Annotated in this window: 23 protein-coding genes; 2 read left to right on the forward strand and 21 right to left on the reverse strand. The window is 40.6% G+C overall.

Going from position 1 to position 25,645, the window contains the following annotated elements; all coding sequences use genetic code 11:
* Positions 1-62 precede the first annotated feature (62 nt).
* The 5 genes from BMX34_RS05590 to secA form a co-directional block, all read right to left on the reverse strand.
* Entirely contained in the window at positions 63-863 is an 801-nt protein-coding gene (locus BMX34_RS05590; protein WP_092571697.1) for a response regulator transcription factor, read from the reverse strand.
* A gap of 155 nt (positions 864-1,018) precedes the next feature.
* Complete coding sequence (ftsX, locus tag BMX34_RS05595; RefSeq protein WP_092571699.1) at positions 1,019-1,909, reverse strand: permease-like cell division protein FtsX; 891 nt, start codon at positions 1,907-1,909, stop codon at positions 1,019-1,021.
* Complete coding sequence (gene ftsE / locus BMX34_RS05600) at positions 1,896-2,582, reverse strand: cell division ATP-binding protein FtsE (RefSeq protein WP_092571701.1); 687 nt, start codon at positions 2,580-2,582, stop codon at positions 1,896-1,898. Before ftsE ends, ftsX begins: the two co-directional genes overlap by 14 nt.
* Positions 2,583-2,639: 57 nt before the next feature.
* Positions 2,640-3,750 (reverse strand): peptide chain release factor 2 gene (gene prfB / locus BMX34_RS05605; RefSeq protein WP_143440734.1). Its coding sequence is split into 2 segments (ribosomal slippage): positions 2,640-3,677 and positions 3,679-3,750, totalling 1,110 coding nucleotides; the frame shifts between segments, so codons are not numbered across the junction.
* 71 nt (positions 3,751-3,821) lie between these two features.
* Entirely contained in the window at positions 3,822-6,221 is a 2,400-nt protein-coding gene (gene secA, locus BMX34_RS05610; protein WP_092571705.1) for a preprotein translocase subunit SecA, read from the reverse strand.
* Positions 6,222-6,468: 247 nt separating this feature from the next.
* On the opposite strand from secA, the gene BMX34_RS05615 reads away from it, so the two are divergent.
* Positions 6,469-7,233, forward strand: coding sequence for an inositol monophosphatase family protein (locus BMX34_RS05615; RefSeq protein WP_092571707.1), 765 nt, complete (start codon positions 6,469-6,471; stop codon positions 7,231-7,233).
* Between the two features lie 81 nt (positions 7,234-7,314).
* On the opposite strand, the gene hpf is transcribed toward BMX34_RS05615, so the two are convergent.
* From hpf to BMX34_RS05635, 4 genes are all read right to left on the reverse strand, one after another.
* On the reverse strand, positions 7,315-7,878 hold the full coding sequence (gene hpf / locus BMX34_RS05620; RefSeq protein ID WP_092571709.1) for a ribosome hibernation-promoting factor, HPF/YfiA family: 564 nt from the start codon (positions 7,876-7,878) through the stop codon (positions 7,315-7,317).
* A gap of 158 nt (positions 7,879-8,036) precedes the next feature.
* A complete protein-coding gene (locus tag BMX34_RS05625; protein ID WP_092571710.1) occupies positions 8,037-8,816 on the reverse strand; it encodes a ComF family protein in 780 nt (259 codons plus the stop codon).
* Positions 8,809-10,209 (reverse strand): ATP-dependent helicase ComFA, encoded by a 1,401-nt coding sequence (locus BMX34_RS05630; RefSeq protein ID WP_092571712.1) that lies wholly within the window; start codon positions 10,207-10,209, stop codon positions 8,809-8,811. Before BMX34_RS05630 ends, BMX34_RS05625 begins: the two co-directional genes overlap by 8 nt.
* Positions 10,210-10,283: 74 nt before the next feature.
* A complete protein-coding gene (locus BMX34_RS05635) occupies positions 10,284-11,153 on the reverse strand; it encodes a DegV family protein (protein WP_159428862.1) in 870 nt (289 codons plus the stop codon).
* A gap of 105 nt (positions 11,154-11,258) precedes the next feature.
* Here BMX34_RS05635 and BMX34_RS05640 point away from each other — a divergent pair, with 105 nt between their 5' ends.
* Entirely contained in the window at positions 11,259-11,915 is a 657-nt protein-coding gene (locus BMX34_RS05640) for a YigZ family protein (protein WP_159428863.1), read from the forward strand.
* Here the strand turns inward: BMX34_RS05640 and BMX34_RS05645 are convergent.
* The 12 genes from BMX34_RS05645 to BMX34_RS05700 form a co-directional block, all read right to left on the reverse strand.
* A complete protein-coding gene (locus BMX34_RS05645; protein ID WP_092571717.1) occupies positions 11,912-12,919 on the reverse strand; it encodes an MraY family glycosyltransferase in 1,008 nt (335 codons plus the stop codon). The genes BMX34_RS05640 and BMX34_RS05645 overlap by 4 nt on opposite strands.
* Before the next feature lie 21 nt (positions 12,920-12,940).
* The gene (gene nadE / locus BMX34_RS05650; RefSeq protein WP_092571719.1) at positions 12,941-13,774 is read right to left on the reverse strand and encodes an ammonia-dependent NAD(+) synthetase; all 834 of its coding nucleotides are present in this window, start codon (positions 13,772-13,774) and stop codon (positions 12,941-12,943) included.
* 11 nt (positions 13,775-13,785) lie between these two features.
* Positions 13,786-15,273 carry a nicotinate phosphoribosyltransferase gene (locus BMX34_RS05655; protein WP_412457632.1) on the reverse strand — a complete coding sequence of 496 codons (1,488 nt, stop codon included), beginning with the start codon at positions 15,271-15,273 and terminating at the stop codon, positions 13,786-13,788.
* Between the two features lie 128 nt (positions 15,274-15,401).
* The gene (locus BMX34_RS05660; protein ID WP_092571723.1) at positions 15,402-16,496 is read right to left on the reverse strand and encodes a hypothetical protein; all 1,095 of its coding nucleotides are present in this window, start codon (positions 16,494-16,496) and stop codon (positions 15,402-15,404) included.
* A 76-nt stretch (positions 16,497-16,572) separates the two neighbouring features.
* Positions 16,573-17,964, reverse strand: a complete 1,392-nt coding sequence (locus tag BMX34_RS05665; protein WP_092571725.1) for a sugar transferase — start codon at positions 17,962-17,964, stop codon at positions 16,573-16,575.
* 407 nt (positions 17,965-18,371) lie between these two features.
* A complete protein-coding gene (locus BMX34_RS05670) occupies positions 18,372-19,355 on the reverse strand; it encodes a ribose-phosphate diphosphokinase (protein WP_092571727.1) in 984 nt (327 codons plus the stop codon).
* A gap of 14 nt (positions 19,356-19,369) precedes the next feature.
* Complete coding sequence (gene glmU / locus BMX34_RS05675) at positions 19,370-20,740, reverse strand: bifunctional UDP-N-acetylglucosamine diphosphorylase/glucosamine-1-phosphate N-acetyltransferase GlmU (RefSeq protein WP_092571729.1); 1,371 nt, start codon at positions 20,738-20,740, stop codon at positions 19,370-19,372.
* Positions 20,741-20,793: 53 nt separating this feature from the next.
* A complete protein-coding gene (gene purR, locus BMX34_RS05680) occupies positions 20,794-21,633 on the reverse strand; it encodes a pur operon repressor (RefSeq protein ID WP_092571732.1) in 840 nt (279 codons plus the stop codon).
* A 337-nt stretch (positions 21,634-21,970) separates the two neighbouring features.
* Positions 21,971-22,792 (reverse strand): metal ABC transporter permease, encoded by an 822-nt coding sequence (locus BMX34_RS05685; protein ID WP_092571734.1) that lies wholly within the window; start codon positions 22,790-22,792, stop codon positions 21,971-21,973.
* Positions 22,753-23,445 carry a metal ABC transporter ATP-binding protein gene (locus tag BMX34_RS05690; protein ID WP_092571736.1) on the reverse strand — a complete coding sequence of 231 codons (693 nt, stop codon included), beginning with the start codon at positions 23,443-23,445 and terminating at the stop codon, positions 22,753-22,755. The genes BMX34_RS05685 and BMX34_RS05690 overlap by 40 nt, the downstream gene beginning before the upstream one ends.
* Positions 23,446-23,459: 14 nt before the next feature.
* On the reverse strand, positions 23,460-24,500 hold the full coding sequence (locus BMX34_RS05695; RefSeq protein WP_092571738.1) for a metal ABC transporter solute-binding protein, Zn/Mn family: 1,041 nt from the start codon (positions 24,498-24,500) through the stop codon (positions 23,460-23,462).
* A 302-nt stretch (positions 24,501-24,802) separates the two neighbouring features.
* Positions 24,803-25,486, reverse strand: a complete 684-nt coding sequence (locus BMX34_RS05700) for a zinc metallopeptidase (RefSeq protein WP_412457633.1) — start codon at positions 25,484-25,486, stop codon at positions 24,803-24,805.
* Between the last annotated feature and the right edge of the window lie 159 nt (positions 25,487-25,645).

Genomic DNA, 25,645 nt, shown 5'->3' on the forward strand with positions numbered 1-25,645 from the left:
AGGTAAAAATAGTAATATAAGCTGTTTTATCCGTAATCTTCTATTCTCTGAATGCTGATAAATCATTCTTCAGGTACCTCAAATTTATAACCGAATCCACGTACGGTCTTAATATATTCAGGCCTTTTAGAATCGGTCTCAATTTTCTCACGCAAATGGCTAATATGAACGTCTACTATCCGGGTCTCACCTTCATAATCAAAGTCCCAGACACTGTTTAATAATTGTTCACGACTTAATACCCGTCCTTTGCGTAGCGCCATATAAACTAATAAGTCGAATTCCTTCGGCGTAATATCAATGGACTTGTTATCGACCAAGACTTCATAATGATTGGTGTTAATTTCGATCTTTCCAATGCGGATGGTTTTGGAATCGTCCTCATTCTTTAAAACTTGAACCGATTGGTCATTCATCAAAGTGAAGTCTAAATCACTCCAGAGAAAATTGCCTGATTTATTTAATTCGGCTTGTTTTTCTTGGTGAATCTGTTGCTGAGTTTCAGTTCGGCGAAAGATCGCCTTAATCCGAGCTACCACCTCACGAGGGCTAAATGGCTTGGTCATATAGTCATCTGCACCTAATTCTAGACCAATAATCTTATCGTATTCATCGGTTTTAGCCGTCAGCATAAGGATAGGGGTACTAATCCCTTCTTTACGAACACGACGGCAGACATCAATACCATCCATCCCAGGCAACATAATATCTAAAATAATAAAATCATAGCTTTTTTCTTTAATAATGCGGTAGGCTTCTTCGCCATCAGTCGCCTTGTCGACCTGATAGCCGGCCTGATTCAGATTATATTCCAACAACGTCAGGATATTCTCCTCGTCGTCAACGATTAGAATCTCTTTCATTCCTTTACCCCCAAAACTTTTCGCTCATTCTTTATCTTATCAAAGTTACTCTAAAATAGCATCTGTCTTAATCATAATTTTACTTAATTAATGCTCTCCCCATTTAAAAAGACGAAGAATTCCATTCGCTAAGCAAGGCTTCTTCGTCTAATTATTTATTGTTTTAAATATTGGCGGATGGAACGGCGAGCTCCGACCACTCCGAAAATCATACCGGAAAGGACAAGAACCGCGCCAACATATACTAGCAAGGGCCAACTTGGAGAGAAACGAATAATACGTACTCCAATAATTTCAACCGAAGCCCGTTGCAAACCTTCATAGGCGGCGTAGAGTATTGAAGAGGCCAAAATTCCCCCAATCAACCCAATAAACATACCCTCATAAGCAAACGGTGAACGGATGTAAGAATTCTTGGCACCGACCAAGCGCATGATCTGAATTTCAGTTTGGCGAGCGTTGATAGTCATCTTAATCGTATTCGACACTAAGCTGATAGCCACGACCACCAAAATAGCTGCTAAGAGGGCCAGAACTATCCGGATAATCTCGATTGTCTTTAAGAGATTCTGGGTATCAATGGCGCCATATTTAACTTCAGTAGCATTGGCTAACTTGCTAATTTCCTGCGTAACTTGGTCCAAATGATCCGTATTATCTACGTCGACCACAAATACATTATAGAAAGGATTGGCGTCACCTTCGAATAACTCGAACTCGGACCCATAGTTCTCAACCACATCGGCGAGTTCCTCATCTTTTGTTCGATAAGTTACCTTGTCAACATGGTCAATGGCTAGAATTTCTTCCTTAAGCTTGGTCTCTTCTTCTTTAGTCGCAGCAATATCGATATGAACCCGGATTTTAACTCCTTGCTCGATATCTTGGATCACATTATCAACATTATCCATAAAAACCAGTAAAGAGCCAACCATAAATAAGGTCAAAACCATGGTCAAGATAGTGGCCGTGGTCATCCAACCGTTTCGAAACAAATTTCGAAAGCCATTACGAATATGGCGCCAAAAATCTCTAATCATTCTCATGGTATTCCCCCTTAAATTGATCGCGAATAATCTTGCCTTGATTGATTCGAATCACTCGGTGTTTAAAGGTATTGACTAATTGCTCATTATGGGTCCCCATGATGACCGTCGTTCCATTTCGATTAATCTGTTCTAACAAAAGGAAGATGTCTTTGGCATTCTCTGGGTCCAAATTTCCCGTCGGTTCATCAGCAACCAGGATGCTTGGCCGATTGGCAATTGCCCGAGCAATCGCCACCCGTTGTTGCTCCCCACCTGATAATTCATTTGGATATTGTTGAACCTTGTGACGGAGACCAACCAATTCCAGCACTTCATTCACCCGACTTTTAATTTCTTTCCGGCTTTTACCCGTCACTTCAAGAGCATAAGCTACATTCTCAGCAACGGTAAGTCGCGGTAACAATTTAAAATCTTGAAAAATCACACTGACGTAACGGCGTAGATAAGGAAGATCCTTCGCCTTTAATCGATCCATATGATATTTGCCTACTGTTAATTGGCCTGAGCTAATGACTTCTTCCCGATTTAATAATTTCATAAAAGTCGATTTCCCTGAACCACTGGGACCAATCAGATAGACAAATTCTCCTTGTTCAATTCTTAATGTAACATCATTGACAGCAATAATTCCGTTATCATATTGCTTGCTAACATTTGTCATTTGAATCATGATGACACCTCATTTCCTAAATCTAAATCAACGGTTTTAAAAATTTCCCTAAAACTCCTATTGATCGCTATGAACTGACCAACGGAGATAGGCATCCATAAATGGATCTAAGTCACCATCAACAACGGCCTGGCTGTTACCAACCTCATAGTCGGTCCGGTGGTCTTTAACCATCGAATAAGGATGAAAGACATAGGAACGAATCTGGGAGCCCCAACCTATTTCTTTCTGTTCTCCGCGAATTTCTCGCAGCTTAGCTTCTTGTTCTTCAACTTGTTTCTGGTACAATTTCGCTTTTAAGAGTTGCATGGCTGTATCCCGGTTCTGAAATTGAGAACGTTGAGATTGACTTTGGGTTACAATTCCGGTCGGTATATGGGTAATACGGACAGCTGAGGAAGTTTTATTAATATGCTGACCCCCCGCTCCACTGGCTCGGTAGGTATCTACCCGCAAATCATCTGGATTAATTTCAACCTCAATACTTTCATCCAATTCCGGCATCACTTCGACCGAGGCGAAAGAGGTGTGGCGGCGACTATTAGAATCAAACGGTGAAATCCGCACCAGCCGGTGAATGCCCTTTTCTGATTTGAGGTAACCATAGGCATTCAAGCCACGAATCGCTAGGGTTACACTCTTAATCCCCGCTTCGTCACCATCTTGATAATCTAGAACTTCGACAGAATAATCCTTCTTCTCCGCCCAACGTTGATACATTCGTAATAAGATACTGCCCCAATCTTGGGATTCTGTTCCTCCAGCGCCTGGATGAATCTCTAAGATGGCATTCAAACGGTCGTGGGGTTGGGATAGTAGCAAGGATAATTCATAGGATTCCATGGCCTTTACTAAGTTCTGACAGAGCTGCTCCGCTTCTTTCATAAGTTCTTCATCCTGACTGGTTTCCAATAAATCAATGGCCAAAGATAATTCCTCCAAATGATTTTGTAGATCTTGGAGTTGCTGATAGGTCCCTTTGACTTCATTGGCTTGTTTCATCGTCGCTTGTGCTTGTTCAGCATCCTGCCAGAAATCGGCTTGGGCCATCTGATAATCATAATTAGCAATCTCTTCTTCTAGGGTTTCGAGGTCAAAGAGACCCCCTTAAATTATTAAATTTATCTTGATGATTCTCCAGTATTTGTTTCATTTCATATAATTCCATCGATTTACTCCTTAATAAAGATGAACGAATAACCTTTTAAGATTCCCAGGTTATTCGTTCAATAATTCATTCTATGCGCGACTTGGTCCAGCAACTTGTTCCCGTTCAACATTCTGACGAACTTGAGCCTTCATAACGAAGCGGGTCACATCGAATTCAATCGCTGAGATCATTTCTTCGAACCGTTCGTAGCCTTCGGTTTGATATTCGGTTAAGGGATTGGTTTGAGCATACGCCCGTAGTCCTACACCTTGGCGTAAGTGATCCATGGCATCAATATGATCGGTCCACTTAGAGTCGACCACCTTAAGAATAATCACTTTCTCAAATTCTAAGACTTGTTCTGGCCCATATAGTTGGCTCAACTTCTCATCGTATAACTTTTCAGTCAAGCCATAAATATAAGAAATCATTTCCTTTTCTGATTTATTGGCTAAATCTTCTACGGAAATATCATCTTCACTCATCAGATTTGCATGGGCAAAATTGATAATCTCTTCTAAATTGGCAGTGCGTTTATCTTCATCGATTGCCAAGGCTACTTGTCTTTCAATCGTTCGATGCATCATTGCCTTCACGTAAGGGGTTAAACTTTCTTCTGCGTTAATGACATCTAGGCGTTGCTTGTAGATTACTTCCCGTTGCTCACGCATCACCTCATCGTACTCCAATACGTTCTTACGGGTGTCATAGTTATTCCCTTCTACTCGCTTCTGAGCAGATTCAACTTGACGACTGAGCATTTTACTTTGAATCGCCATATCATTAGCTTCTTCATCATCAGCATTCAATTTCTCCCATATTGCCTTGATTCGATCTGAACCAAAACGGCGCATTAAGTCGTCTTCTAAAGACAAGTAGAATTGTGAAGCGCCTGGGTCACCTTGACGACCAGAACGTCCCCGTAATTGGTCATCAATCCGACGTGATTCGTGACGTTCCGTCCCAATAACACACAGACCGCCCACTTCTTTAACACCGCTACCTAACTTGATATCGGTACCCCGACCAGCCATATTCGTCGCAATCGTGACTGCACCTTTTTGACCAGCCTGCATGACAATTTCAGCTTCTTTGAAGTGATTCTTGGCATTCAAGACTTCATGCGGAATCCCTGCGCGGGTTAAGAGCTTAGATAGATATTCAGAGGTTTCAACGGCAACCGTTCCGACTAAGATTGGTTGACCTTTGGCATGACGTTCTTTAATTTCTTCAACGACGGCATTGAATTTAGAACGCAGGTTTGGATATAACAAATCTGCTTGGTCGTCGCGAATAACCGGCCGGTTGGTTGGAACTTGCACGACATTCATATTATAAATTTCACGGAATTCTTCCTCTTCGGTCTTAGCCGTCCCGGTCATTCCTGAAAGTTTCTCATACATACGGAAATAATTTTGGAAAGTAATCGTCGCCATGGTCTTAGATTCGTTCTCAATTTGAACATTTTCTTTAGCTTCGATGGCTTGGTGCAAACCATCAGAATAGCGTCGACCTTCCATAATCCGCCCGGTAAAGGAGTCAACAATCTTAACTTGCCCTTCATCCACCACATAATCAATATCTTTCAACATGATATAATTGGCCCGTAAAGATTGATCAATATGGTGAACCAGAGCGGTATTGTCGACATCATAAAGGTTATCTAAGCGAAAGACAGATTCAGCCTTGTCGACACCGACATCGGTTAAGGCAATCGATTTAGAAGTCAAATCGATGCTATAGTCCTCTTCTTCACGTAATCCTTTAACAAAGTAATCGGCACGATTATATAAAGCAGTAGATTTACCTGCTTGACCCGAAATAATTAAAGGAGTCCGTGCTTCATCAATCAGAATGGAGTCAACCTCATCGACTACAGCAAAATAAAGGGGACGTTGAACCATTTGTTCCTTATAAACCACCATGTTATCCCGCAAATAATCGAAACCGAGTTCGTTATTGGTTGAGTAAGTAATATCACAATTGTAGGCTTCCCGTTTTTGTGACGAATTCATACTATTTAAATTCAAACCTACAGTCAGGCCAAGGAAGCGATAAACCTCACCCATCTCTTGAGAGTCCCGAGTCGCCAAATAATCATTGACGGTAACCACATGAACCCCTTTACCAGCTAAAGCATTTAAATAAACTGGCATGGTTTCGGTCAGGGTCTTACCTTCCCCAGTCTTCATTTCAGCAATGTTCCCACCATGAAGTACAATTCCACCTTGAATTTGGACCTTATAAGGGAACAAGCCGAGAACACGCCGAGCAGCTTCCCGTACCACGGCGAACGCTTCTTCAAGAATATCCTCCAAAGTTTCACCTTTGGCTAGACGTTGACGAAAGAGAACCGTTTGTTCACGCAATTGCTCATCAGTCATATCGCGATAACGTTCTTCCATTGCCATAATCCGATCAGCCATTTTTCCGGTTCTTCGGAGTTCGGCTTTATCATTTTCTATTAAATTCTTCAAAAAATTGGCCATTATTATACCCCTTTTAATTATCTTTACAGATACATATATCACTTATAATAAAATATGCAAAGTATCACTCATACAGTTTATCATGGACGGCAAGCAAATAAAAGCATATTTGTTCTTATTTACGGTCCTAGTGTGGTCTTCTTGTTCCTTTCATTCAAAAACTAAAGATTGAATCGTCGTCACCGAGAAATTAAGATATGCATTTTCTGATGAGAAACGATAAAATAGATGCAGAAAGGATGAGCCGATGAATTCCCAATTAAATCTGAATCAAATGCATTCAAAAATTCTTGAATGGTTGTCTTATAGCCGAGAAAAAATATTAAATTTCAATCAATTCTCAATCGATACTAAATCAAATGACAAAGACTTGGTTACTACCGTGGACAAAACAATAGAAGCTGATTTCAAAGATTTCATTCAAAATAACTTCCCCGACCACCAAATCCTTGGCGAAGAAAGCTATGCCAGCTTTGAGGCAAACGACAGCCCCTTCCTCTGGGTGATTGATCCCATTGACGGCACTGCCAATTTCGTAAAAATGCGCCAAGACTATTGTGTCATGCTTGCCTTCTTTATCAAGCAAGAGCCTCAGCTTTCTTACATCTATGATATTTATAACAATCATCTCTACTATGCCATTAAAGGGCAGGGTGTTTTCCGTAATGACCGACAGTTAGCAAAACCTCAGCTCTGTTCAATTGATGAAAGCTTTGTCTCAATTGATCGTTTAAGAACTGATGACTCTTCACTGCTTAACAAGATTGATCAAGGAGCTTTCGACTTACGTTATCTTGGTTGTAGCGGTCTGGATGGTGCCCGAGTCTTAGAAGGTAAATTTGCTGTCTTTGTTAACCCTAAGGGGGGTCCATGGGATTATGCTCCTTTTATCTTAATGGCCCAAGAGCTAGACCTTAAGTTATGCGCCTGGTCTGGTGAAAGATTAGATTTATCAGGCTACAGTGATTTCTTCCTTGGCCGACTAGAAGTCTATCAAGAGTTGTTTAACTAACCTGCACATTCAAAAACCACCCGCGAATTCACCTTATTAAGCAAATTCACGGGTGGTTATTATATTTAATAAAACTTTAGTTTACAGTGTTGCTGTTTCGATTAAACCATAACGTCCATCATTTCGACGATATACAATATTGGTTTCATTGGTTTCCGCATCGGTATAAATAAAGAAGTCATGACCTAACATGTTCATTTGAAGGACTGCTTCTTCACTATCCATCGGTTTTAGACTAATGCGTTTAGAACGTACGATTTCAAGTTCAGGTTCAGCATGCTTTTCAGCTTTATGATCTGACTCATCGGCCGGAAGATCAGCAATGCCATCAAATCCACGTTCTCTGGATTTACGATTAATTTTAGTTTTATATTTTCTTACTTGTCTTTCTAATTTATCAACCACGAAGTCGATACTCTTATATAAATCATCCGTTGTTTCTTCAGCACGGAGCACTAGGAAAGATAATGGAATAGTTACTTCCGCTTTCGCAGTCTTATCTGGATAAACTTTGAGATTCACATAGGCTGTCGCATCAGGGGTATCTGAAAAGAATTTATCAAGTTTTGCTACTTTCTTTTCAGCATATTCTCGAATCGCTTGAGTGACCTCAATATTTTCACCGCGCACATTATAGTTAAACATACGAATCCCTCTCTTCCGATTTATTTAAATGACTTCAGACGATGGTCAGTCCGTCATTTAAAGTTTTAGAAGTTTTCAACTTCTTTAGAATATTATAGCATAGATTCCTTCGAATGAAAACGCAAACAGTTTTTTCAAAGCTGAGATTTACCGTTCTTTCAACTTAAATCTATTTCTCGGGCTAGAGTCAGTGAAATGATGCGTGGCACAGCCTGCTGCCGAGCTTGATAGGCTTTTATCAGGGCAGTTTTAGCCCGAATCAAGGTCGTCCCCGTTGTATACACATCATCAAAAATAAGTAAAGCTCGCTCAGGTAAGGTTGTTATTCCTTGATTTACTGCGAAAACTTGTTCTAATTTTAAACGGTCCTCTCGACTCTTCTGGGCTTGTCGTAGTCCATCTCCTCGATATAGTAAACATTCTTGATATGGGATGCCTGCTTGATTCAACAACTCGCCAGTGGCATGAAATTTACGCTTGGCTAGAGAACTAGGGCTAGAGGGTAAGACCAGCCATTGATAGGCCTTGTATTTTCGATAAACGTGTTTTAACAGAGGACGAACAGCTGCAGCTAAACGGATATCTCCTTGATACTTATAACGATACAACCATTCACGAATAAAATCATTATATGCCATTAATGGTTGATTTTTTAAGAAAGATAAGTCATATTGTCGGCGCCAGATAAAGCAATCATGACAGTAGTCTTCTTGTTGCAGGGAATAAATTTTTTGGTAGGGGTCGGTTGTCTGGTCTAGGAGTTGACGTTGACAAGCTTGGCAAAAAGGGGCTCTGGGTCGATCACGCTGGAATTTATTTTGGCATACAGTACAGAGGATAGGTGGTTCAATGGCTTTCAGGCTGAGGATGTCTGCCAATCTTAAATCATAATTTAATGGGCATTGACAAATCAGACAATCAGGATTGACTCTAATCATGAAGTAGCCCTCGCTCTCTTGCTTGGCGATTCATCGCTCTAATCTCCTGCTGAGCTTCAATCATCGTCTTTGAGATGCCATAATGAGCATAATAGAGTTGTCCCGCAGGAAAATCCGGTCGTCTTCCCACTCGGCCACTCATTTGGACCAAGGCAGCCCGACTATACTTCTTATCTTCAGCCCCAATAATGCTGACATGACAATTCGTAAAGGTGACGCCACGTTCTAAAATGGTTGTGGAAATCAAACCCTTGAGTTGTCCCTGTCTTAGCTGATTCACTTTATCTTTTCGTTGTGGATCACGAGCATGAACACAGGCTAATCCTTGAAAATCGGGTAAGGATTCAAGCCAGTTAAATAAAGCTTCGGCCAAAGGAATGCTAGGCATAAAAATTAAGCGGATGCCTTCACCTTGAATAAATTGCTGTAGATGTTTTAATAACTTGCCTTTATCAGCTTGATTGATAATTTGTTGACGCCAGTTACCCAACCAGACAAATTGTGGCTCAGGCAAGGGATGACCGTGGAAGCGTGCCGGTAAACAGGTCTGCTTCAGCTCTCCCTGAGATAGTTGTAGCCGTAATCGGTCATCAGGTGTAGCAGTAAGATAGATTAATTTTCCTGTATTTGGCATAACTGCCCGCCGGGCGGCAAAATGCAAGGATAGATCATCTGCATAAGGAAAGGCATCAACTTCATCCATGATTAGCAGATCAAAAGCTGCCTTAAATCGTAACAATTGATGACTGGTGGCTATAATCAGCGGACAATATTGCTGTACCGGCTCAGATTCGCCATAGAAAAGGCCAATATGAACTTGATTAAAGGCAGCCTGAAGACGTGGATACAATTCTAGACAGACATCAATTCTAGGCGAGGCTAAGCAGACCCGGCCTGAGTGAATTAAAACTTGATTTATCACGGGGAAAATCATCTCGGTCTTACCGGCCCCGGTTACCGCATGCACCAAATGGGGATGATCTGGATCAGTTAGACTTTGGCATAACTCTTGACTGGCCCGTTGCTGTTCTGCTGAAAGTTGACCAAACCAAGTTAGATACGATTCATATTTCGCTGTGATTTGCTGGTGCTGACTAGGTAGATAGTAGAGTTCTTCACCCTGACACATTCGGCCCATGGTTAAACAATTCAAACAATAGACCAAGCCCTGCTGACAAGAAGAACTTTCGGGCTGTTCAAGAAATTGCTTGGGATCTTGATTATGACAACGTCCACAGCACCAACCCTTTTCGGTCTCTTCAATCATGGGCAATCGTACTAAATCAGAAAAACACGGGAGATCTTCTAGAACTTTACCATTAAATTGCATTTCAATCTCATGACGACTTAATAAGCGACCCCACAATAAAGCTTCTTCAAACTGAATGGTCATCAACTCCCTTTACAAGGAAGATACACAAAAACAAAGCAAAAACAAAAAAACTAGCCGTAGCTAGCTTAAGAAATTTATTCAATATGCGGAAGAACGCCAAAACCAACCAGGCCTTTCCCAGTATGAGTACCTAGGACTGGCGAAGCCCAACCAATCGATAATAGATGTTCAGCACCAAATTTTTGCTCAAATTGTTGATGGAGCTCAGTCGCTTCGTCATAAGCATCGGTATGAACAATGGCTATATCATAGCCCTCAGGGCACTCTTTGACCAAATCTTCAGCCCAAGTTTGAAATTCTTGATAAACCTTTTTGGTCGTCCGAATTTTATCGTGAACCACCATCTCTCCCGCAGGATTGAAGGTCAGAATGGGCCGAATCTTGAGAACATTTCCGAGCATGGCTCCGGTAGCACTAAGACGGCCACCCTTGGTCAAATTATTCAAATCTTGGACCATAAAATAAACTTTAGTTCGGACAACTAAGGATTCCATGGCTTGGGTTAACTGCTCAAAAGAGTAACCTCGTTCATGCAAAGCGATACATTGCCTTACCATGCCAAGGACCGCCACTGAGGCTGATTTCGAATCAACAACATAGGTTTTTAATTTATCTGCATAATCTTGCATGACTAATTGCGCACTCGCCGATGTTCCACTGATTTTTCCTGATAAATGAAAAGCAATCACCGCATCATAACCCTCTTCGACGATTTGATCCATTAAAGTATAATATTCACCGATCTGCGGTTGTGAGGTGGAGGGTAATTCTTCTGCTTGAGCCAGACGCTGATAAAAGCCCTTGTTCTTGGCACCATCTACACTATCAACCATACTTTGGCCATCGGCAAAATTGATCCATAAATTTACCTGAAAAAGATCAGGATAAGTTGATAAAGGGGGGACTAAACCAGCCGTACTATCAACAATAATCGCTAATTTCATATGACTCTCCTTATCATTCATTGTAAAAAGCCCGAAGGCTTGATAATGATTCCGCTTATTCCTTCACTCCATGTTATACTTAAACTTAGAATGAGGTGTAGTTCAATGATTCATTATTATAGCATTAAGCAAGCTCAAACAAGTGAAATCACTATAAAAAAATCTAGATTCATCTGTTATCTCTTGCCAATCGAGGATGAAACAGACTTCCTGCAAAAATTGGCAGAGATTAAAAAATCGCATTATAAAGCCACCCACCATTGTTACGCTTATATTTTAAACGATGACAGTTCAATTCAAAAGTCGGCCGACGATGGAGAACCGAAAGGGACTGCGGGGCTACCAATCTTAGAAGTCTTAAAACAAAACGAATTAACTTATATCATGGCCGTGGTGGTACGCTATTATGGTGGCATAAAACTAGGCGCTGGCGGTCTGATTCGCGCCTATTCTTCAGCGGTCAGCCAAACGTTAGAAAATACCTCGCTTATTAAGAATATTAGCCAAGACATCATAGAAATTCAACTAAATTATACCCAAAATGATTTATTCGACCGTTTCCTACAAGAGCAAACATCCGCTCTTACTGTCTTAGGCACAGAATATACCGACAAAGTCTCTTATCGTTTGGCTCTCGACCCTGATAAACATCAACAATATCAGCAAATCATCAATGACCTGCTAAAAGGTCAAATGCAGTGGACTCAGTTAGGCGACCAGCGGGTGGATGCCGATTATATCCCTGAAAGATGGAAAGATTAAGGCTTATCTTGACCCAAACGGTACATCCACCAAGATAGGCCGAGGATTATCATCAGAGTTGCGCCCATTATCCAGGACCGATACGCCCTAAATTGTTGCGCTGAAATGGCTAATATGGCAAATACAATGGTAATACCGACCATAATGCCAACGATTTTCGGATTAGAATAACCCATCCGCGTCAGACGGTGGTGAACATGGTCTTGGTCACGTTGAACAATCGATTGACCGGTTATTAAGCGACGAAAAATCGCATAGGAAGTATCAAATAATGGAACAACATAGACAAATACCGGTAAAATCATGGTGAAAAACGAGGCATTCTTCAGATGGGTCACACTAAGAGCAGCATACATAAAGCCAATAAATAAAGCACCGGTATCACCTAGATAAATGCGGGCTGGAGACCAATTAAAAGGAAGAAAGCCTAAAATAGCTAGAAATAATAATAATAATAACATCAAAAAAGCCAACCGAATCGACGAAGAAAAAAGTAAACTGGTTAAAGCTAAGATGAACAAACTGGTCAGACTAACACTACCAGCTAGACCATCGACCCCATCTAATAAATTTACCGCATTGGTCACAAAATAAATCCATAGAATCGTTAATATATAAGAGATGAATCTAAAAACTAAAGGGGACAGATTAGGTAATAGAATCGAAGAAAATTCTACTTCGGTTAAAAAATAAACCATGTTGGCCGCCAAGAGAATGCCTAGAGATTTTTGCCAAGGTTTTAATACCAGATAATCATCAAAAATACCCGTAATTAAGACGACTAAAGAACTTAAAAAAATATAACTTTGACTGGTATGACCGATTAATGTAGGGAACAACGCGAAAAATCCGGTCCAAAAGCTGATAAAGATAGCTAATCCGCCAAAAGTTGGCGGATGTTGTTTATTTCTATGATGTAGATATTTCCATAACAAATAAGTCAGTAGGCTGGAGGAAAGTAAAGTATAGATTGCTGTCAACAGAATTTTCAAGCCATAATTCACTTGATTTCCTCCTTTGCTCTCTTAAGCTTTACGCCAAAAATCGTCAAAAACGGTAATCGGTAAATGTCGTTTGTGTTGGGTCTTCAGATACCATTGTTCAATTCGTTCAGCATCCATTTCGTCAATACTTAGGCCCGTTAAATATTGATCAATGGCTTCATAGGATACACCCAACGCAACCTCGTCAGCCTGTAAAGGGCGGTCACTTTCTAAATCAGCTACTGGAACCTTCAGGTAAAGTTGGTCAGCTGCCCCTAAGTACTGCAACATTTGCCGACCTTGTTGCTTAGTCAGACGCCAGAGTGGCATTAAATCAGCTGCCCCATCGCCAAATTTGGTAAAGAAACCCGTAACACTTTCCGCCGCATGATCTGTGCCCAAGACCGCTCCATTGGTTTGACCGGCAATCGCATATTGAACAATCATTCTTTGGCGAGCTTTAACATTCCCCCGATTGAAATCAGATAGAGGCAAACCACTGTCGGCCAAAGATTGAGCCATGGCATCAGTAGCTGGTTGAATGTTGACGGTCATGACTTGGTCGGCTTGGATAAAATCTAGCGCGGCCTGGGCATCAGCTTCATCAAGTTGTTGGCCATAAGGTAGCCGAACAGCAATAAATTTATAATCTGTGCGACCGGTCTCTTGTCTCAATTCTTCAATGGCTAATTGAGACAACCGGCCTAAGAGCGTTGAGTCTTGTCCACCACTAATCCCCAAAACATAAGACTGCATAAAAGGATAAGCTAACAAATAGTCTTTCAGAAAGTCAATCGTTCGCCGAACTTCCTCTTCTGGATTAATCTGTGCTTGGACTTTTAGCGTGTTTATGATTTCTGCTTGTAAAGGTCGCATAAGGGCCTCCTTTAGTCTTGCTTTTTCTCAATCGACTTAACTTCTTGACGGACTTTATTTTTGATTTCCTGAATGCTTTGCATTTTAGCATCATAAAGATCCTGAGATAAATCGACCGGATATTCTTCCGGATTGAGAATACGTTTGTATTCGTCCCATAATTGATCATAGTTACTGCTCGCATATTCTTTAATTGCTTCAATTTCCGGCAATGAATAGATTAATACTCCTCGGTCGAAAATAGTCTGCAATAATGGACGGGCAGTGAAATCAACCACTGTCTTGTTAATATAGGTATGAACCGGATGGAACATAAATAACTCATCTAATAAATCCGGACGTTCATGAATAAAGGTTACCAAATCACCTTGTGACTTGCCATCACAATTACGCGTAATCCGCCACACTTGTTTAATGCCAGGGGTTGACATTTTAGAAGCATTACTTGATATCTTCATGGTTGGCACCAGATGACCTTGATCATCTTCAATGGAAACAAGTTTATATACTGCTCCTAAAGCGGGTTGATCGAAAGCGGTAATAATCTTGGTTCCCACGCCCCAATCATTAATTTTGGCCCCTTGCATCCGTAAATTTAGAATGGTTTTCTCATCTAAATCATTGGAGGCCACAATATGCGCTTCAGGGAAGCCCGCTTCATCCAATTGTTCACGAATTCGCTTAGACTGATAGGCCATATCACCGGAGTCAATGCGCACGCCTAAGAAATTAATCTTATCGCCCATTTCTTTAGCAACACGGATCGCATTGGGGATGCCAGAACGTAAAGTGTCGTAGGTATCAACTAAGAATACCACATCACGGTGAGTTTCAGCATAAGCCTTAAAGGCTGTATATTCGTCACGGTAGGCCTGGACCAATGAATGAGCATGGGTACCCGAAACCGGTAGGCCGAATAATTTGCCAGCGCGAACATTTGAAGTAGAATCGAAACCACCGATATAAGCAGCCCGGGTCCCCCATAAGGCTGCATCCATTTCTTGGGCTCGCCGTGACCCAAATTCAGATAATTTATCATTCTCTCCGACTACCGAGCGAATCCGCGCCGCCTTGGTGGCAATCAACGTTTGATAATTAATAATATTTAAAATGGCTGTTTCAACTAATTGACATTGGCCTAAGGGGCCTTCGACTTGGATCAGAGGTTCATTAGCAAAGCACAATTCTCCTTCAACCATCGACCGAATCGTCAATTCAAATTTCATCTCCGCGAGATAGGTCAGAAATTCCTCAGGATAAAGTTGGAGACTAGCTAGGTAGTCTAAGTCCGTTTGGGTAAATTTCAGTTCAGAGATAAAATGAACCACTTTCTCCAGACCGGCAAAGATTGCATAACCATTCTCAAAAGGATGGTTACGAAAATACGCCTCAAATACTGTTTGACGGCGATCAATCCCTTTTTTCCAATAGGTATAGAGCATGTTTATTTGATATAGATCCGTGTGCAACATGAGACTATCATCAGCATAATGATACATAATTAACTCCTCATAGTTATTCTTTCATATAGTTTCTATTATTGTATCATAATTAAAAATTAATTAACAAAGAAGCGGTAACTTTATAAAAAGATGAGTTACCGCTTCTACTTATGTTGAATATTTAATTAATTAGCAGAAGTCTCTTCAACAGTGGTTTCTTCAACTGCTGATGCATCTTCGCTTTCAGAATCTTCTTGAGATTCGTCATTGGCTTCTGAAGACTCATCACCAGATTCATCCATTTCCATGGATTCGGTTGGTTGTTCAGGGGCGTCTGCTGGTTTTTGAATATCAAAGCTTTCACCATGGTTAGAGAAGTTGATTTCATAGGTTAATTGACCATTTCCCTTAACACCTAGGGCTTCTGGATCCATACCTAAGGCCTTAGCAATATGAGTTTCATCCGCACTCATGGCGAAAATCATCTTCATTAATTTATAACCATCTTTAGAATAGTGCATTTCCAATTGATCAAATAATTCAACCGCTAAGTTTAAGAAATTATTGAAGTAGTAATCAATTTGATCACGTTGAGCATCGGTAAATTCAACGCCTTGATCTTCTGCTTGTTTTTGAGCTTGAGCGATGGCTTCTTCTTTAATTGCTTCAATATCAAGCACTTCGTTCATATCGGTCCAGAAAGCTTGTGGATCAATGCCTTCTTTTAGACGAAGAATATACATATCATCGGTTTCTTCTAAATCATAATACTTAGCCATCTTTTCATTGACTGCTGCAGTATCGATTGATTCTTCTTGAGCCTTAGCTTCGTTATAGGCATCGGTAATCTCTTTCTCGGTCTCCGTGAAATCTTGAGTAGACCATTCTTTGCCATCAAAAACATAGAGCATACCTTCGACTAAGGTTAGGACCGCTTGCTCACTAATTTCTTCGGTTTGAACTTCAGATCCACTTTCCTCAGCAGTTCCATTAGCTACTGTTCCAGTCACTGACAATTCAGTATTGGCTGAAAAACGTGGGTCAACATTATACATGAAAGGCCCGGAAACATTGAGGTCAATCATTGGTGTCCCCTCCATCTCAAAGAAGACATGGGCATTGAGATCTCCTTTAGCAGATTCAATATCTTTATTTGCTGCAGAAATCTCATTTAATACCGTTGCGATATCGGTTTCTTGGGCTGAAACCGCAGGCGCCATTCCAACAACAAATAGCATCATAGCTAAAATATAAGAAAAGATTTTTGTTAATTTTTTCATAGTTTCCCCTCCTATGGGCATTATACCTTTTTTACGAAATTTTGGCTAATAATAAGGGAGTCGCCGTTAAGAATAATTAGCGAATAATTGTAATCTTATCGGCATAATCTTCCCAGGCGAATTCTTGATCGAGGACTTCTTCTAATCCACGGGCAGATACCTTATCAAAGAGGATTTTAACCGTTTGGAAAAGCAATTTAAAATCAAAGGCCAGCGAATAATTCTTAATATATAAGAGGTCAAAATTTAGCTTATTATTAAAGTCCGTCGAATACTTGCCGTAAACTTGGGCATAACCCGTGATTCCAGCCCGCACATGATGTCTGAGTGAATAATATGGATTCAAATGCTTAAATTGTTCGACAAAGAATGGCCGCTCAGGTCGCGGGCCAACTAAGGACATGTCACCAATTAATACATTAATCAGTTGAGGCAGTTCATCAATCCGAGTACTGCGAATAAACTTACCGACTTTGGTCACTCGTTGATCGTTAGAGGTGGCTAAGACCGGTCCCGTATACTGCTCGGCGGTTGCACTCATTGAACGAAATTTCAGGATATTGAAATTGCGATGATTCTTGGTTACCCGTTCTTGCTTATAAAAGACCGGCCCGGGTGAATCGGCTTTGATTGCTATTGCCGTCAGCAAGAAAATCGGTGAGGTAATGATTAATAAAATTAAGGAGACCGCAACATCTAGGACCCGTTTGATAATCGCTTCTTCCGCCGGAATTTCAAAACCAGAAACCTCAATTATACTTTCATCTTCGAAGTTCATAATATTTGGATTAACCATCATTAAGTTCTCAAAACTGGTTGAAATAAAGAGTTTTTTATTATTCTGCATCAAATATTCGTAGATTTGCAGACGTTCCTTCTCTTCGATATAACCGGTTAGATAGACAATATCTACTTCATCGACAAAACGTTTTACATTTTCATAATAGGCATTCAGCACAACATGAGTAACTTCGTGCCGGCGGTTTTTCATTAAATCAAAATTTTTGACCGCTTCTAAAACGCGGTCTTCAGCCCCCACAATCATTATTTTCTTTTGACCACGCAGATATTGATACAATTTATACATGGTGCAATTGTAGATGACTAGGATAAAAATACTCACAAAAAAATTGATAAGAATGACTGAACGCGGAAAACTTAACCAAGATCCCGCATAAGAGATTGCCATCATCAAGACAGACAAGACCAACTGACCTAAAATCGTCAAATAAAACAAATCACTAATGGTTTTATTATAAAAAATATAAGTACCAAAAAGTAAATTAATGATTATAAAGGCGAGGAAAATCCAGATATCTGCACTTTCAAAGGCTGAAAAGTTTTTAGCTGGAATGTCGCCCATAAATTTTAAATAGAAAGACGCATAAATGGATAATAAGGCCAACATGCCGGCAAAAAAGACAACAGCTATCTTCAGCAATTTATTCCAATCATTTTTTTTATTCATATTTCTCCTCCTTCCTTGAACATAATTAAACTAAGCTTATTATAAGGGTTTCCCTAGCAAAACTCCAATAAATTTTGGTTTGAACAAGCTTTTACAGCTCCAGAGACAGGTTCCGCTAAGTATTGTTATCCACGTTTAAAGCATTCAACAATAAAAAACCGAATACTCACACCACAGACATGATCCTTCAAACAATGTGTTTGGGGGGATCCACTAAATTTAGCCATGGCTTTCGAAGCAGCGGCTAAATATAAATGGAGGTTCTCCTTGATTGCTGTAGGGTAAATATTCGGCTGGTCTTTTTAACAGACGAACAGATGAGTGTTACTCATTAATTACTATCACCTGATCGATTTAGTGGATTAAACTGCTAGGACCATTCTTCTTTTGCGACTCGCCACAAACGTTTAGTCAATAATATTGAATTTCTCTTTAAAGAGCGGGCTCACTGAACGATTCTCGTGAATCCGTTTAATCGCTTCTGCCACCAATTGATCTATCGAGATAACTTCAATTTTGTCAATTTGTTTCTCTTCGGTCAATTGAATTGAATCCGTTACAATAATCTTCTTAATGACAGATTCCTCAAGACGTTCGATAGCTGGGCCAGAGAGGACGGGATGGGTACAGGTTGCATAAACTTCTTTAGCTCCTCGATCAATCAGGGCTTTGGCTGCTAAGGTAATCGTTCCGGCAGTATCAATCATATCATCGATAATAACAGCCGTCTTACCTTCAACATCCCCGATAATATTCATTACTTCAGCCACATTAGCTCGAGGGCGTCGTTTATCCACAATCGCAATCGGTGATTTGAGGAATTCGGCTAACTTACGGGCCCGAGTAACGCCTCCGTGATCCGGAGATACCACTACCACATCATCACCGACCAAACCATTATCAATAAAATAATTAGCTAGCAGCGGTGCCCCTAAAAGGTGGTCCACTGGAACATCAAAGAAGCCTTGAATTTGAGCAGCATGAAGATCGAGGGCAATAATTCGGTCGGCACCGACCATCTCTAACATATTGGCCACTAATTTAGAAGTAATCGGTTCCCGCGGTTGCGCCTTGCGGTCTTGACGCGCATAGCCATAATAAGGAATCACCAAATTAATCATAGAAGCACTTGCCCGGCGTAGCGCATCAATGGTAATCATTAATTCCATTAAATTATCGTTCACCGGAGCCGAGGTCCCTTGAATGACATAAATTTGATCGCCACGAATACTTTCTTCGATACTTATCTTTATCTCACCATCGGCAAAACGTTCCACCGAAATCTTACCTAATTCTACCCCGACTTCAGCAGCAATCTTCTCTGCTAGCGGTTGATTGGAACTTAGCGCAAAAATCTTTAACTTAGGATCCTTATAATGTTTTTGTAGCACTGCAATACCCCCATCTATTTATTTATAAATTTTGTCCAATAATTTGCGATATTTGTTTGTCGGCTGCGAGCAATCGCTAAGGCCTCATCAGGGACATCTTGGGTAATACTAGAATGTGCCGCTAGAACTGCCCGTTGTCCGACTTGTACTGGAGAAACAATACTTACGCCAGAGCCAATAAAACTTTGATCGCCAATAACTGACTTATGCTTATACTTTCCATCATAATTCACGAATATTGTACCACAACCCACATTGATATGTTGACCCAATTCAGCATCACCAATATATGAAAGATGGCCCGCTTTAGTATGATTGCCAATGGTTGATTTCTTGACTTCAACAAAATTGCCGATATGCACATGTTCACCTAAATGACTCTTTGGTCTTAAGTGGCCAAACGGTCCCACATCGCTTCCTTGGCCCACAATCGATTCTTCGATAACCGATTGACGAATGGTAACCCGATTCGCAATCTGGCTGGACACAATTTCTGATCCAGCGCCAATGAAGACCTCAGCACCGATCACCGTTTGTCCTTTTAAGGAGACATTGCCTTCGATGACTGTATCTGGGCCTATCTCAACATCCACTTCAATGTAAGTGGACTCTGGATTGACCATGGTGACACCTTGACGCATATGTTTTTGATTAATGCGTTGAGCCATTAACCGATTAGCTTCAGCTAAAGCCACCCGATCATTAATGCCAATCGCTTCATCCATATCTGCCATCATATAAGCTGCAATCTTTTCGCCCTGACCTTTGAGAATCTTAATCACATCGGGCAAATAATATTCGCCTTGGGCATTATGATTGTTGACTTGTTTTAATGCTTTAAATAGTGATTGATTATCGAAAACGTAAGTCCCGGTATTAATTTCCTGAACCGCTAATTCTTCTGGATTGCCATCTTTTTGTTCTACAATTCGACTGACTTGGCCTTGGGCATCACGAATAACCCGGCCATAACCCGTAGGATCCTGAGCCGATGCTGTCAACACTGTGGCCTTAGCTCCAGAATCTTCATGATAAGCAAAGATTGATTTGAGCGTTTCAGCCGTGAGTAAAGGTGTATCCCCACTCACCACAATAGTATTGCCTTCTTGGTCTGCTAATAGATCTTCCGCTTGTTGGACAGCGTGTCCAGTCCCTAACTGTTCGGCTTGAAAAGCAAATTCGGTTTGATCCGCTAAGACTTCTTTGACTTTATCTGCTTGATAGCCCACTATGGTAACAATTTGATCCATCTCGCTTCCCTTTAGAGCGCGCACAACATGCTCAACCATGGTCAAACCATGAAGAGAATGTAAGACTTTGTGGATTTTCGATTTCATTCGTGTTCCTTTACCTGCAGCTAAGATCACGGCAAAACGATTTTTCATTGAATAGCTCCCATCTATTTCTTGCCAAAGACTTTATTTCACAACTACAAATCTTACGCTAAAACAGTCCCTGTTTCAACCTTCAATTCAAAGGCTTTTTCTTCTTTATTATAAACAATTTCTACTTTAAAGAGCGACTCATATGGTGGTAAATCGGTATTCTGTTTCAGAACATTTTCAGCAAAAACACAAGTCCCAATGCACTGGCAATCAAACTCTTTGAGTAAAGAAATCAAGCCATTGACCGTACCCCCGTTACGCATAAAATCATCAATAATTAGAACTCGGCTATGTGCCTGCAAGCTATTCTTGGCTAATTCCATCTTACGGACGGTTTGATGGGAACCAGAAATATAATTTACTGAAATAGTTGGTCCAGAAGTTTCATTAGAGTCCCGTCGGACCACTACATATTGGATATTTAAATAACGGGCTACGGCAGCAGCAAGGCCAACTCCCTGCGTTTCAATCGTCATGATTGCATCAATTTCTTGATGACGATAATATTCGGCAATAATTTTAGCGGCCTGAATCAGGGTCGAAGGATTCTGTAAAATGTCATTCAGTTGAATATAATTGCCCGGCAGAATCCGATGGATATCAGTCATCAATTCCGTCATCTCATTAATTAAAGCTTGACGTTCGGCTTTAGAAACCTGAGGAGAATAAATCACTCCTCCTGATACACCGGCTATCGTTTCAACCACTCCGAGATTATATTGTTGAAAGATCTCTTTAATAAATTGTATATCCTCACTTAAAGATGATTTCGCAATATCGAACAAGTCGGCGAAATAACTCAAACTAATCAATTGATTAGGATGTTCAACGAAGTAGTTAGTTAAATAGATCAAACGTTGATTTCGCTTTACTTTCATTGATTTACCTTCCATTATTTATTCCTCCTCACACAGTTCTATTATACAAAAAAATTCGAACTTTAGTAGACTATTATCAGAAATTGTTCGGTGTATTTACTCTTAATTTTCGAAAAAGAATCATTAGACAACTATTTAATGTCAAAATAAAAAAGCCCATCTTTCAGCTGAAAGACAGACTTGAAAGATAGACTAAAAATTTCTACAGTGAATGGCATCAATAGAGTGTTCAGAATAGGGTCGCTAAATACGATATCAGCAGTCATCAACGCGGTTCAAAATTCTTTTTGACTTTTCTTCGTTAACCCTAAGATTATTGAATAATCCTCTGGTCTTTGCGACTTTGATTTTCTTAAGCTCGCCGATTCAACTTGGAAAAAATGCGGTGACTTAAAGAAACTAAAGCAAAGATTAGAATAAATACCATGGTAATAGAAGCACCAGGAGGTGTATCCCAATAGAATGAAGCTGATATGCCGGCAAAAATCCCCAAGAGGTTAATGAGGACACCGACAAGAATCGCCTGGGCAAAACTCCGCGAAATCTTAATCGCCGTGGCCGATGGAATAACAATTAGAGCCGAAACCAACAGCGCTCCTACAATTGGCATCATCACACTAATGGCAAGTCCAGTTAAGACAGAGAAGCAAACCGAGATAAAACGAACAGGTAGCCCCAAAGTCTTGGCGGTAGCTTCATCAAAACTAATCACATACAGTGGCTTACGGAAAATCAGATAGAGTAGAACCACGAGCACTGCCAGGGCAATCAATAGGCGAACCCCTTCTTCAGAAACTAAAATAATCGAGCCAAATAAGAACTGTTCAATCTGAAAATTTCCTTGGTTGGAATTCAAACCGACCAGCATCAAGGCAAAGGCCATTCCGGTAGCCATCATCATGGCTACCGATATTTCGGAAAAGTCAACAAATACAATTCTTAAATACTCGATAATTAAAGAAGCGAGAACCACAATCAGTAGCGTCGGCCAGGTCGGCTGAATCCCCAAGAGGGCACCTAAGGCTACTCCCGCCAGGGAGATATGAGCCAAAGTGTCTGCCATCAGCGACTGGCGACGTAGGATTAATAACAAGCCTAAGATAGGTGTGATAAAAGAGATGGCCAGCCCAGCCATTAAAGCTCGCTGGATGAAGTCAAACTGAAGCATCGCCATGGACTGCCCTCCTCTCGAACTAAATGAATCTCGCGGTCATAGAAACCTTCGATTTCTCGATCAGCATGGGTAACCATTAAAATTGCCTTATCATGCTCTTGGCTACTATGTCGAAGTAATTGGTAGAATGACCGTCTAGAAGCAATATCCATCCCCGTAGTCGGTTCATCGAGAATAAAGAAGTCAGGATCAGTAGCAAAAGTCCTCGCCAGATTAATCCGCTGTTTCTGACCCCCTGACAATTCGCCAATTTTCTTATGACGAAATTGTGTCATACCAACCGATTCAAGGGCTCGATCCACATGAGCTTGATCATAGGCATCTAATCGCTTAAACCAACGATGTTTAACATAGCGTCCCGACTCAACAAAGCGTTGAACCGTACTTGGAAAGCCTGCGTTGAAGGAATTAATATTCTGAGCAATATATCCAATCGTAAGTTTATCCCCGTGAATATTTTTCTTAGCAAGCTCAATCTTGCCAGTACTGGGTTTTAAAAGGCCCAAAATATTCTTGACCAACGTAGATTTAGCTGCGCCATTTTCTCCGGTCAGGATTACAAACTCACCCGCTTGAATTTCAAAATTAATTTTATCAAGGACCTTTTCTTGGTCATAATAAAATGAAAGATCAGAAACCTTCAAGTAGGACATTAGGTCACCTTCTCTTATTTATTCTTTAATAATTCTTGTAAATTCTCCCGCATTAGACTGAAATAATCAACGCCAGCTTTCATTTCGTCTTGAGTGATAACTTCTAAAGTTCTCAATGGTAATAATTCAGCGTCCGTTGCTGAAGCTACGGTTTGAGCAATGTTTTCACTTAAGGCTGGATCGACAAAAATAACTTTACTGTTTTGTTCTTTCATAAACTCTTGCATTTGAGCAATGACTTGGGCTGATGGTTCTTCAGTCGTATTTAAACCGGTAATCGCCACTTGCTCAAGATCATAGGCATGAGCCAAGTAACCAAAAGCAGCATGTTGAACAATCATAGTCCGTTTTTCTAACGACGCTAGACTTGATTTATACTCTTGATCCAAGGCAGTTAATTCTTCAACAAGTTTAGCTGCATTGTCTTCATAGGTCGCTGCATTATCAGGATCTAATTCAACGAAGGCTTTCTTAACATTTTCTGCTTGTTGGGCATAGGTCATTGGGTCTAACCAAGTATGAGGATCATATTCATGATGATGACCTTCGTGATCATGACCTTCTTCGCCTTCGTGATCATGACCTTCTTCGCCTTCGTGATCGTGACCTTCTTCGCCTTCGTGATCGTGACCTTCTTCGCCTTCGTGATCATGGCCTTCTTCAGCTTCATGATCGTGATCATGCTCATCAACGCCATGGTCAGAACCTGCCAATAAGGTCATACCCTCAGTGGTTTTAACCACCTTGGTTTTGTTTTGATCGACCAGTTCAAGCAAATCAGGAACAAAGAATTCCATTTCATCATCAAGATAGATAAAAAGATCAGCTTCTTGAACTTTTACCGCATCTTGAGCAGTTGATTCATAACCATGAGCTCCTTGTCCTTGATCGAGTAACATTGATACTTCCATTTTATCCCCTGCAATCCGATTTGCCAAGTAATAGACTGGATAAAAAGTCGTAACGACCTTCTTACCTTGAGCATGGATATTAGCTAAGGGCAAACTTACCGCGACAAATAAAGCGACGAACAAAGCTTTGACAAATTTTTTCATCAAATTCCTCCTAAGAAGTAATCATTACAATATACTTGATATATCTTACTACAAATAAGCTATTTGTCAACGCAAGAATGATAAAAATCGAAAAAATTGACAAAAACTAAACAAAAAACCGAATTATTCATTCACAAGACTTCAACACGCTAACTATAAGCAGTAGCTCATTTCTACTTCAATCATAGCCCATCCGTATACTTCTAACCATGATTAAGTAAAGATTATTGATCTTGTTAACGACAATAATTCGGAATTTCGATCTATATTATTTATTTTCTGTGAAAAGTAAATGTCTCATCCTAACGACGGCGATTATTTGCCAAGAGGATGAATCGTAGGAGTTGCAAGGCGGTAGAAATGGTCGCTGCTACATAAGTAAAAGCGGCCGCCCTTAAAACCGCTCGTGCAGCTGGAATCTCAGCTTGAGTGAAGAGCCCATTGTCTTGCAGAATGCTTAAGGCACGTCGGCTAGCATCAAATTCTACCGGCAAAGTCACCAACTGGAAAATCAAAGCCAGTGAGAATAGAATTAAGCCCAAGTTGAACAATTGTGCCCAACTCATAATGAGCCCCATCAAAATCAGTGGCATGGCCAATGATGAGCCAATTTGAACGACGGGAACAATGGCATTGCGGAAATTCAAGAAGAAATAACCTTGAGCGTCTTGAACCGCGTGACCACATTCGTGGGCTGCTACGGCAACGGCAGCAACCGAAGTTGATTGATAAGTTGCATCAGATAATTTCAACGTCTTGTCGCGGGGATCGTAATGGTCGGTTAATTGGCCAGAAATATGACCGACAGCAACATTTGGAATATTAGCTTGTTGTAAGATAAATTCAGCGGCTTGCCGACCGTTTACCCGATTAGCGGTTTCTAGTTCTTGGTATTTTTCAAAAGCTGATTTTACTCGGTATTGGGCAAACATAGCTAAAGCCATCCCAAGTAGAACGAGGATATATGTTGAGTCAAAGTAGAACATAGTCATCTCTCCTTTTCTTAATTATAGCAAGTTCATGCTTATATTTCACTATCCACGAAAAAAGCATAGTGTAAAATTTCTTGTGTAACCGCCGAGTCTTCATAGAAAAAGAGACCTCATTTCTGTAAGATTGTAATAACGACAAAACAATCAAAAACA

The organism is Ignavigranum ruoffiae (genome assembly GCF_900110675.1).
GTDB classification, from domain to species: Bacteria; Bacillota; Bacilli; order Lactobacillales; family Aerococcaceae; genus Ignavigranum; species Ignavigranum ruoffiae.

Coding starts and splice junctions, on each gene's coding strand:
- BMX34_RS05625 (WP_092571710.1), bottom strand. CDS start 8,816: ATGATTAGAGTCAATCCTGATTGTCTGATTTGTCAATGCCCATTAAAT.
- BMX34_RS05635 (WP_159428862.1), bottom strand. CDS start 11,153: ATGAAATTAGCGATTATTGTTGATAGTACGGCTGGTTTAGTCCCCCCT.
- BMX34_RS05640 (WP_159428863.1), top strand. CDS start 11,259: ATGATTCATTATTATAGCATTAAGCAAGCTCAAACAAGTGAAATCACT.
- BMX34_RS05590 (WP_092571697.1), bottom strand. CDS start 863: ATGAAAGAGATTCTAATCGTTGACGACGAGGAGAATATCCTGACGTTG.
- nadE (WP_092571719.1), bottom strand. CDS start 13,774: ATGCGACCTTTACAAGCAGAAATCATAAACACGCTAAAAGTCCAAGCA.
- BMX34_RS05655 (WP_412457632.1), bottom strand. CDS start 15,273: ATGTATCATTATGCTGATGATAGTCTCATGTTGCACACGGATCTATAT.
- BMX34_RS05630 (WP_092571712.1), bottom strand. CDS start 10,209: ATGACCATTCAGTTTGAAGAAGCTTTATTGTGGGGTCGCTTATTAAGT.
- BMX34_RS05615 (WP_092571707.1), top strand. CDS start 6,469: ATGAATTCCCAATTAAATCTGAATCAAATGCATTCAAAAATTCTTGAA.
- BMX34_RS05700 (WP_412457633.1), bottom strand. CDS start 25,486: ATGTTCTACTTTGACTCAACATATATCCTCGTTCTACTTGGGATGGCT.
- secA (WP_092571705.1), bottom strand. CDS start 6,221: ATGGCCAATTTTTTGAAGAATTTAATAGAAAATGATAAAGCCGAACTC.
- BMX34_RS05660 (WP_092571723.1), bottom strand. CDS start 16,496: ATGAAAAAATTAACAAAAATCTTTTCTTATATTTTAGCTATGATGCTA.
- BMX34_RS05685 (WP_092571734.1), bottom strand. CDS start 22,792: ATGGCGATGCTTCAGTTTGACTTCATCCAGCGAGCTTTAATGGCTGGG.
- ftsE (WP_092571701.1), bottom strand. CDS start 2,582: ATGATTCAAATGACAAATGTTAGCAAGCAATATGATAACGGAATTATT.
- BMX34_RS05665 (WP_092571725.1), bottom strand. CDS start 17,964: ATGAATAAAAAAAATGATTGGAATAAATTGCTGAAGATAGCTGTTGTC.
- purR (WP_092571732.1), bottom strand. CDS start 21,633: ATGGAAGGTAAATCAATGAAAGTAAAGCGAAATCAACGTTTGATCTAT.
- hpf (WP_092571709.1), bottom strand. CDS start 7,878: ATGTTTAACTATAATGTGCGCGGTGAAAATATTGAGGTCACTCAAGCG.
- ftsX (WP_092571699.1), bottom strand. CDS start 1,909: ATGAGAATGATTAGAGATTTTTGGCGCCATATTCGTAATGGCTTTCGA.
- glmU (WP_092571729.1), bottom strand. CDS start 20,740: ATGAAAAATCGTTTTGCCGTGATCTTAGCTGCAGGTAAAGGAACACGA.
- BMX34_RS05695 (WP_092571738.1), bottom strand. CDS start 24,500: ATGAAAAAATTTGTCAAAGCTTTGTTCGTCGCTTTATTTGTCGCGGTA.
- BMX34_RS05690 (WP_092571736.1), bottom strand. CDS start 23,445: ATGTCCTACTTGAAGGTTTCTGATCTTTCATTTTATTATGACCAAGAA.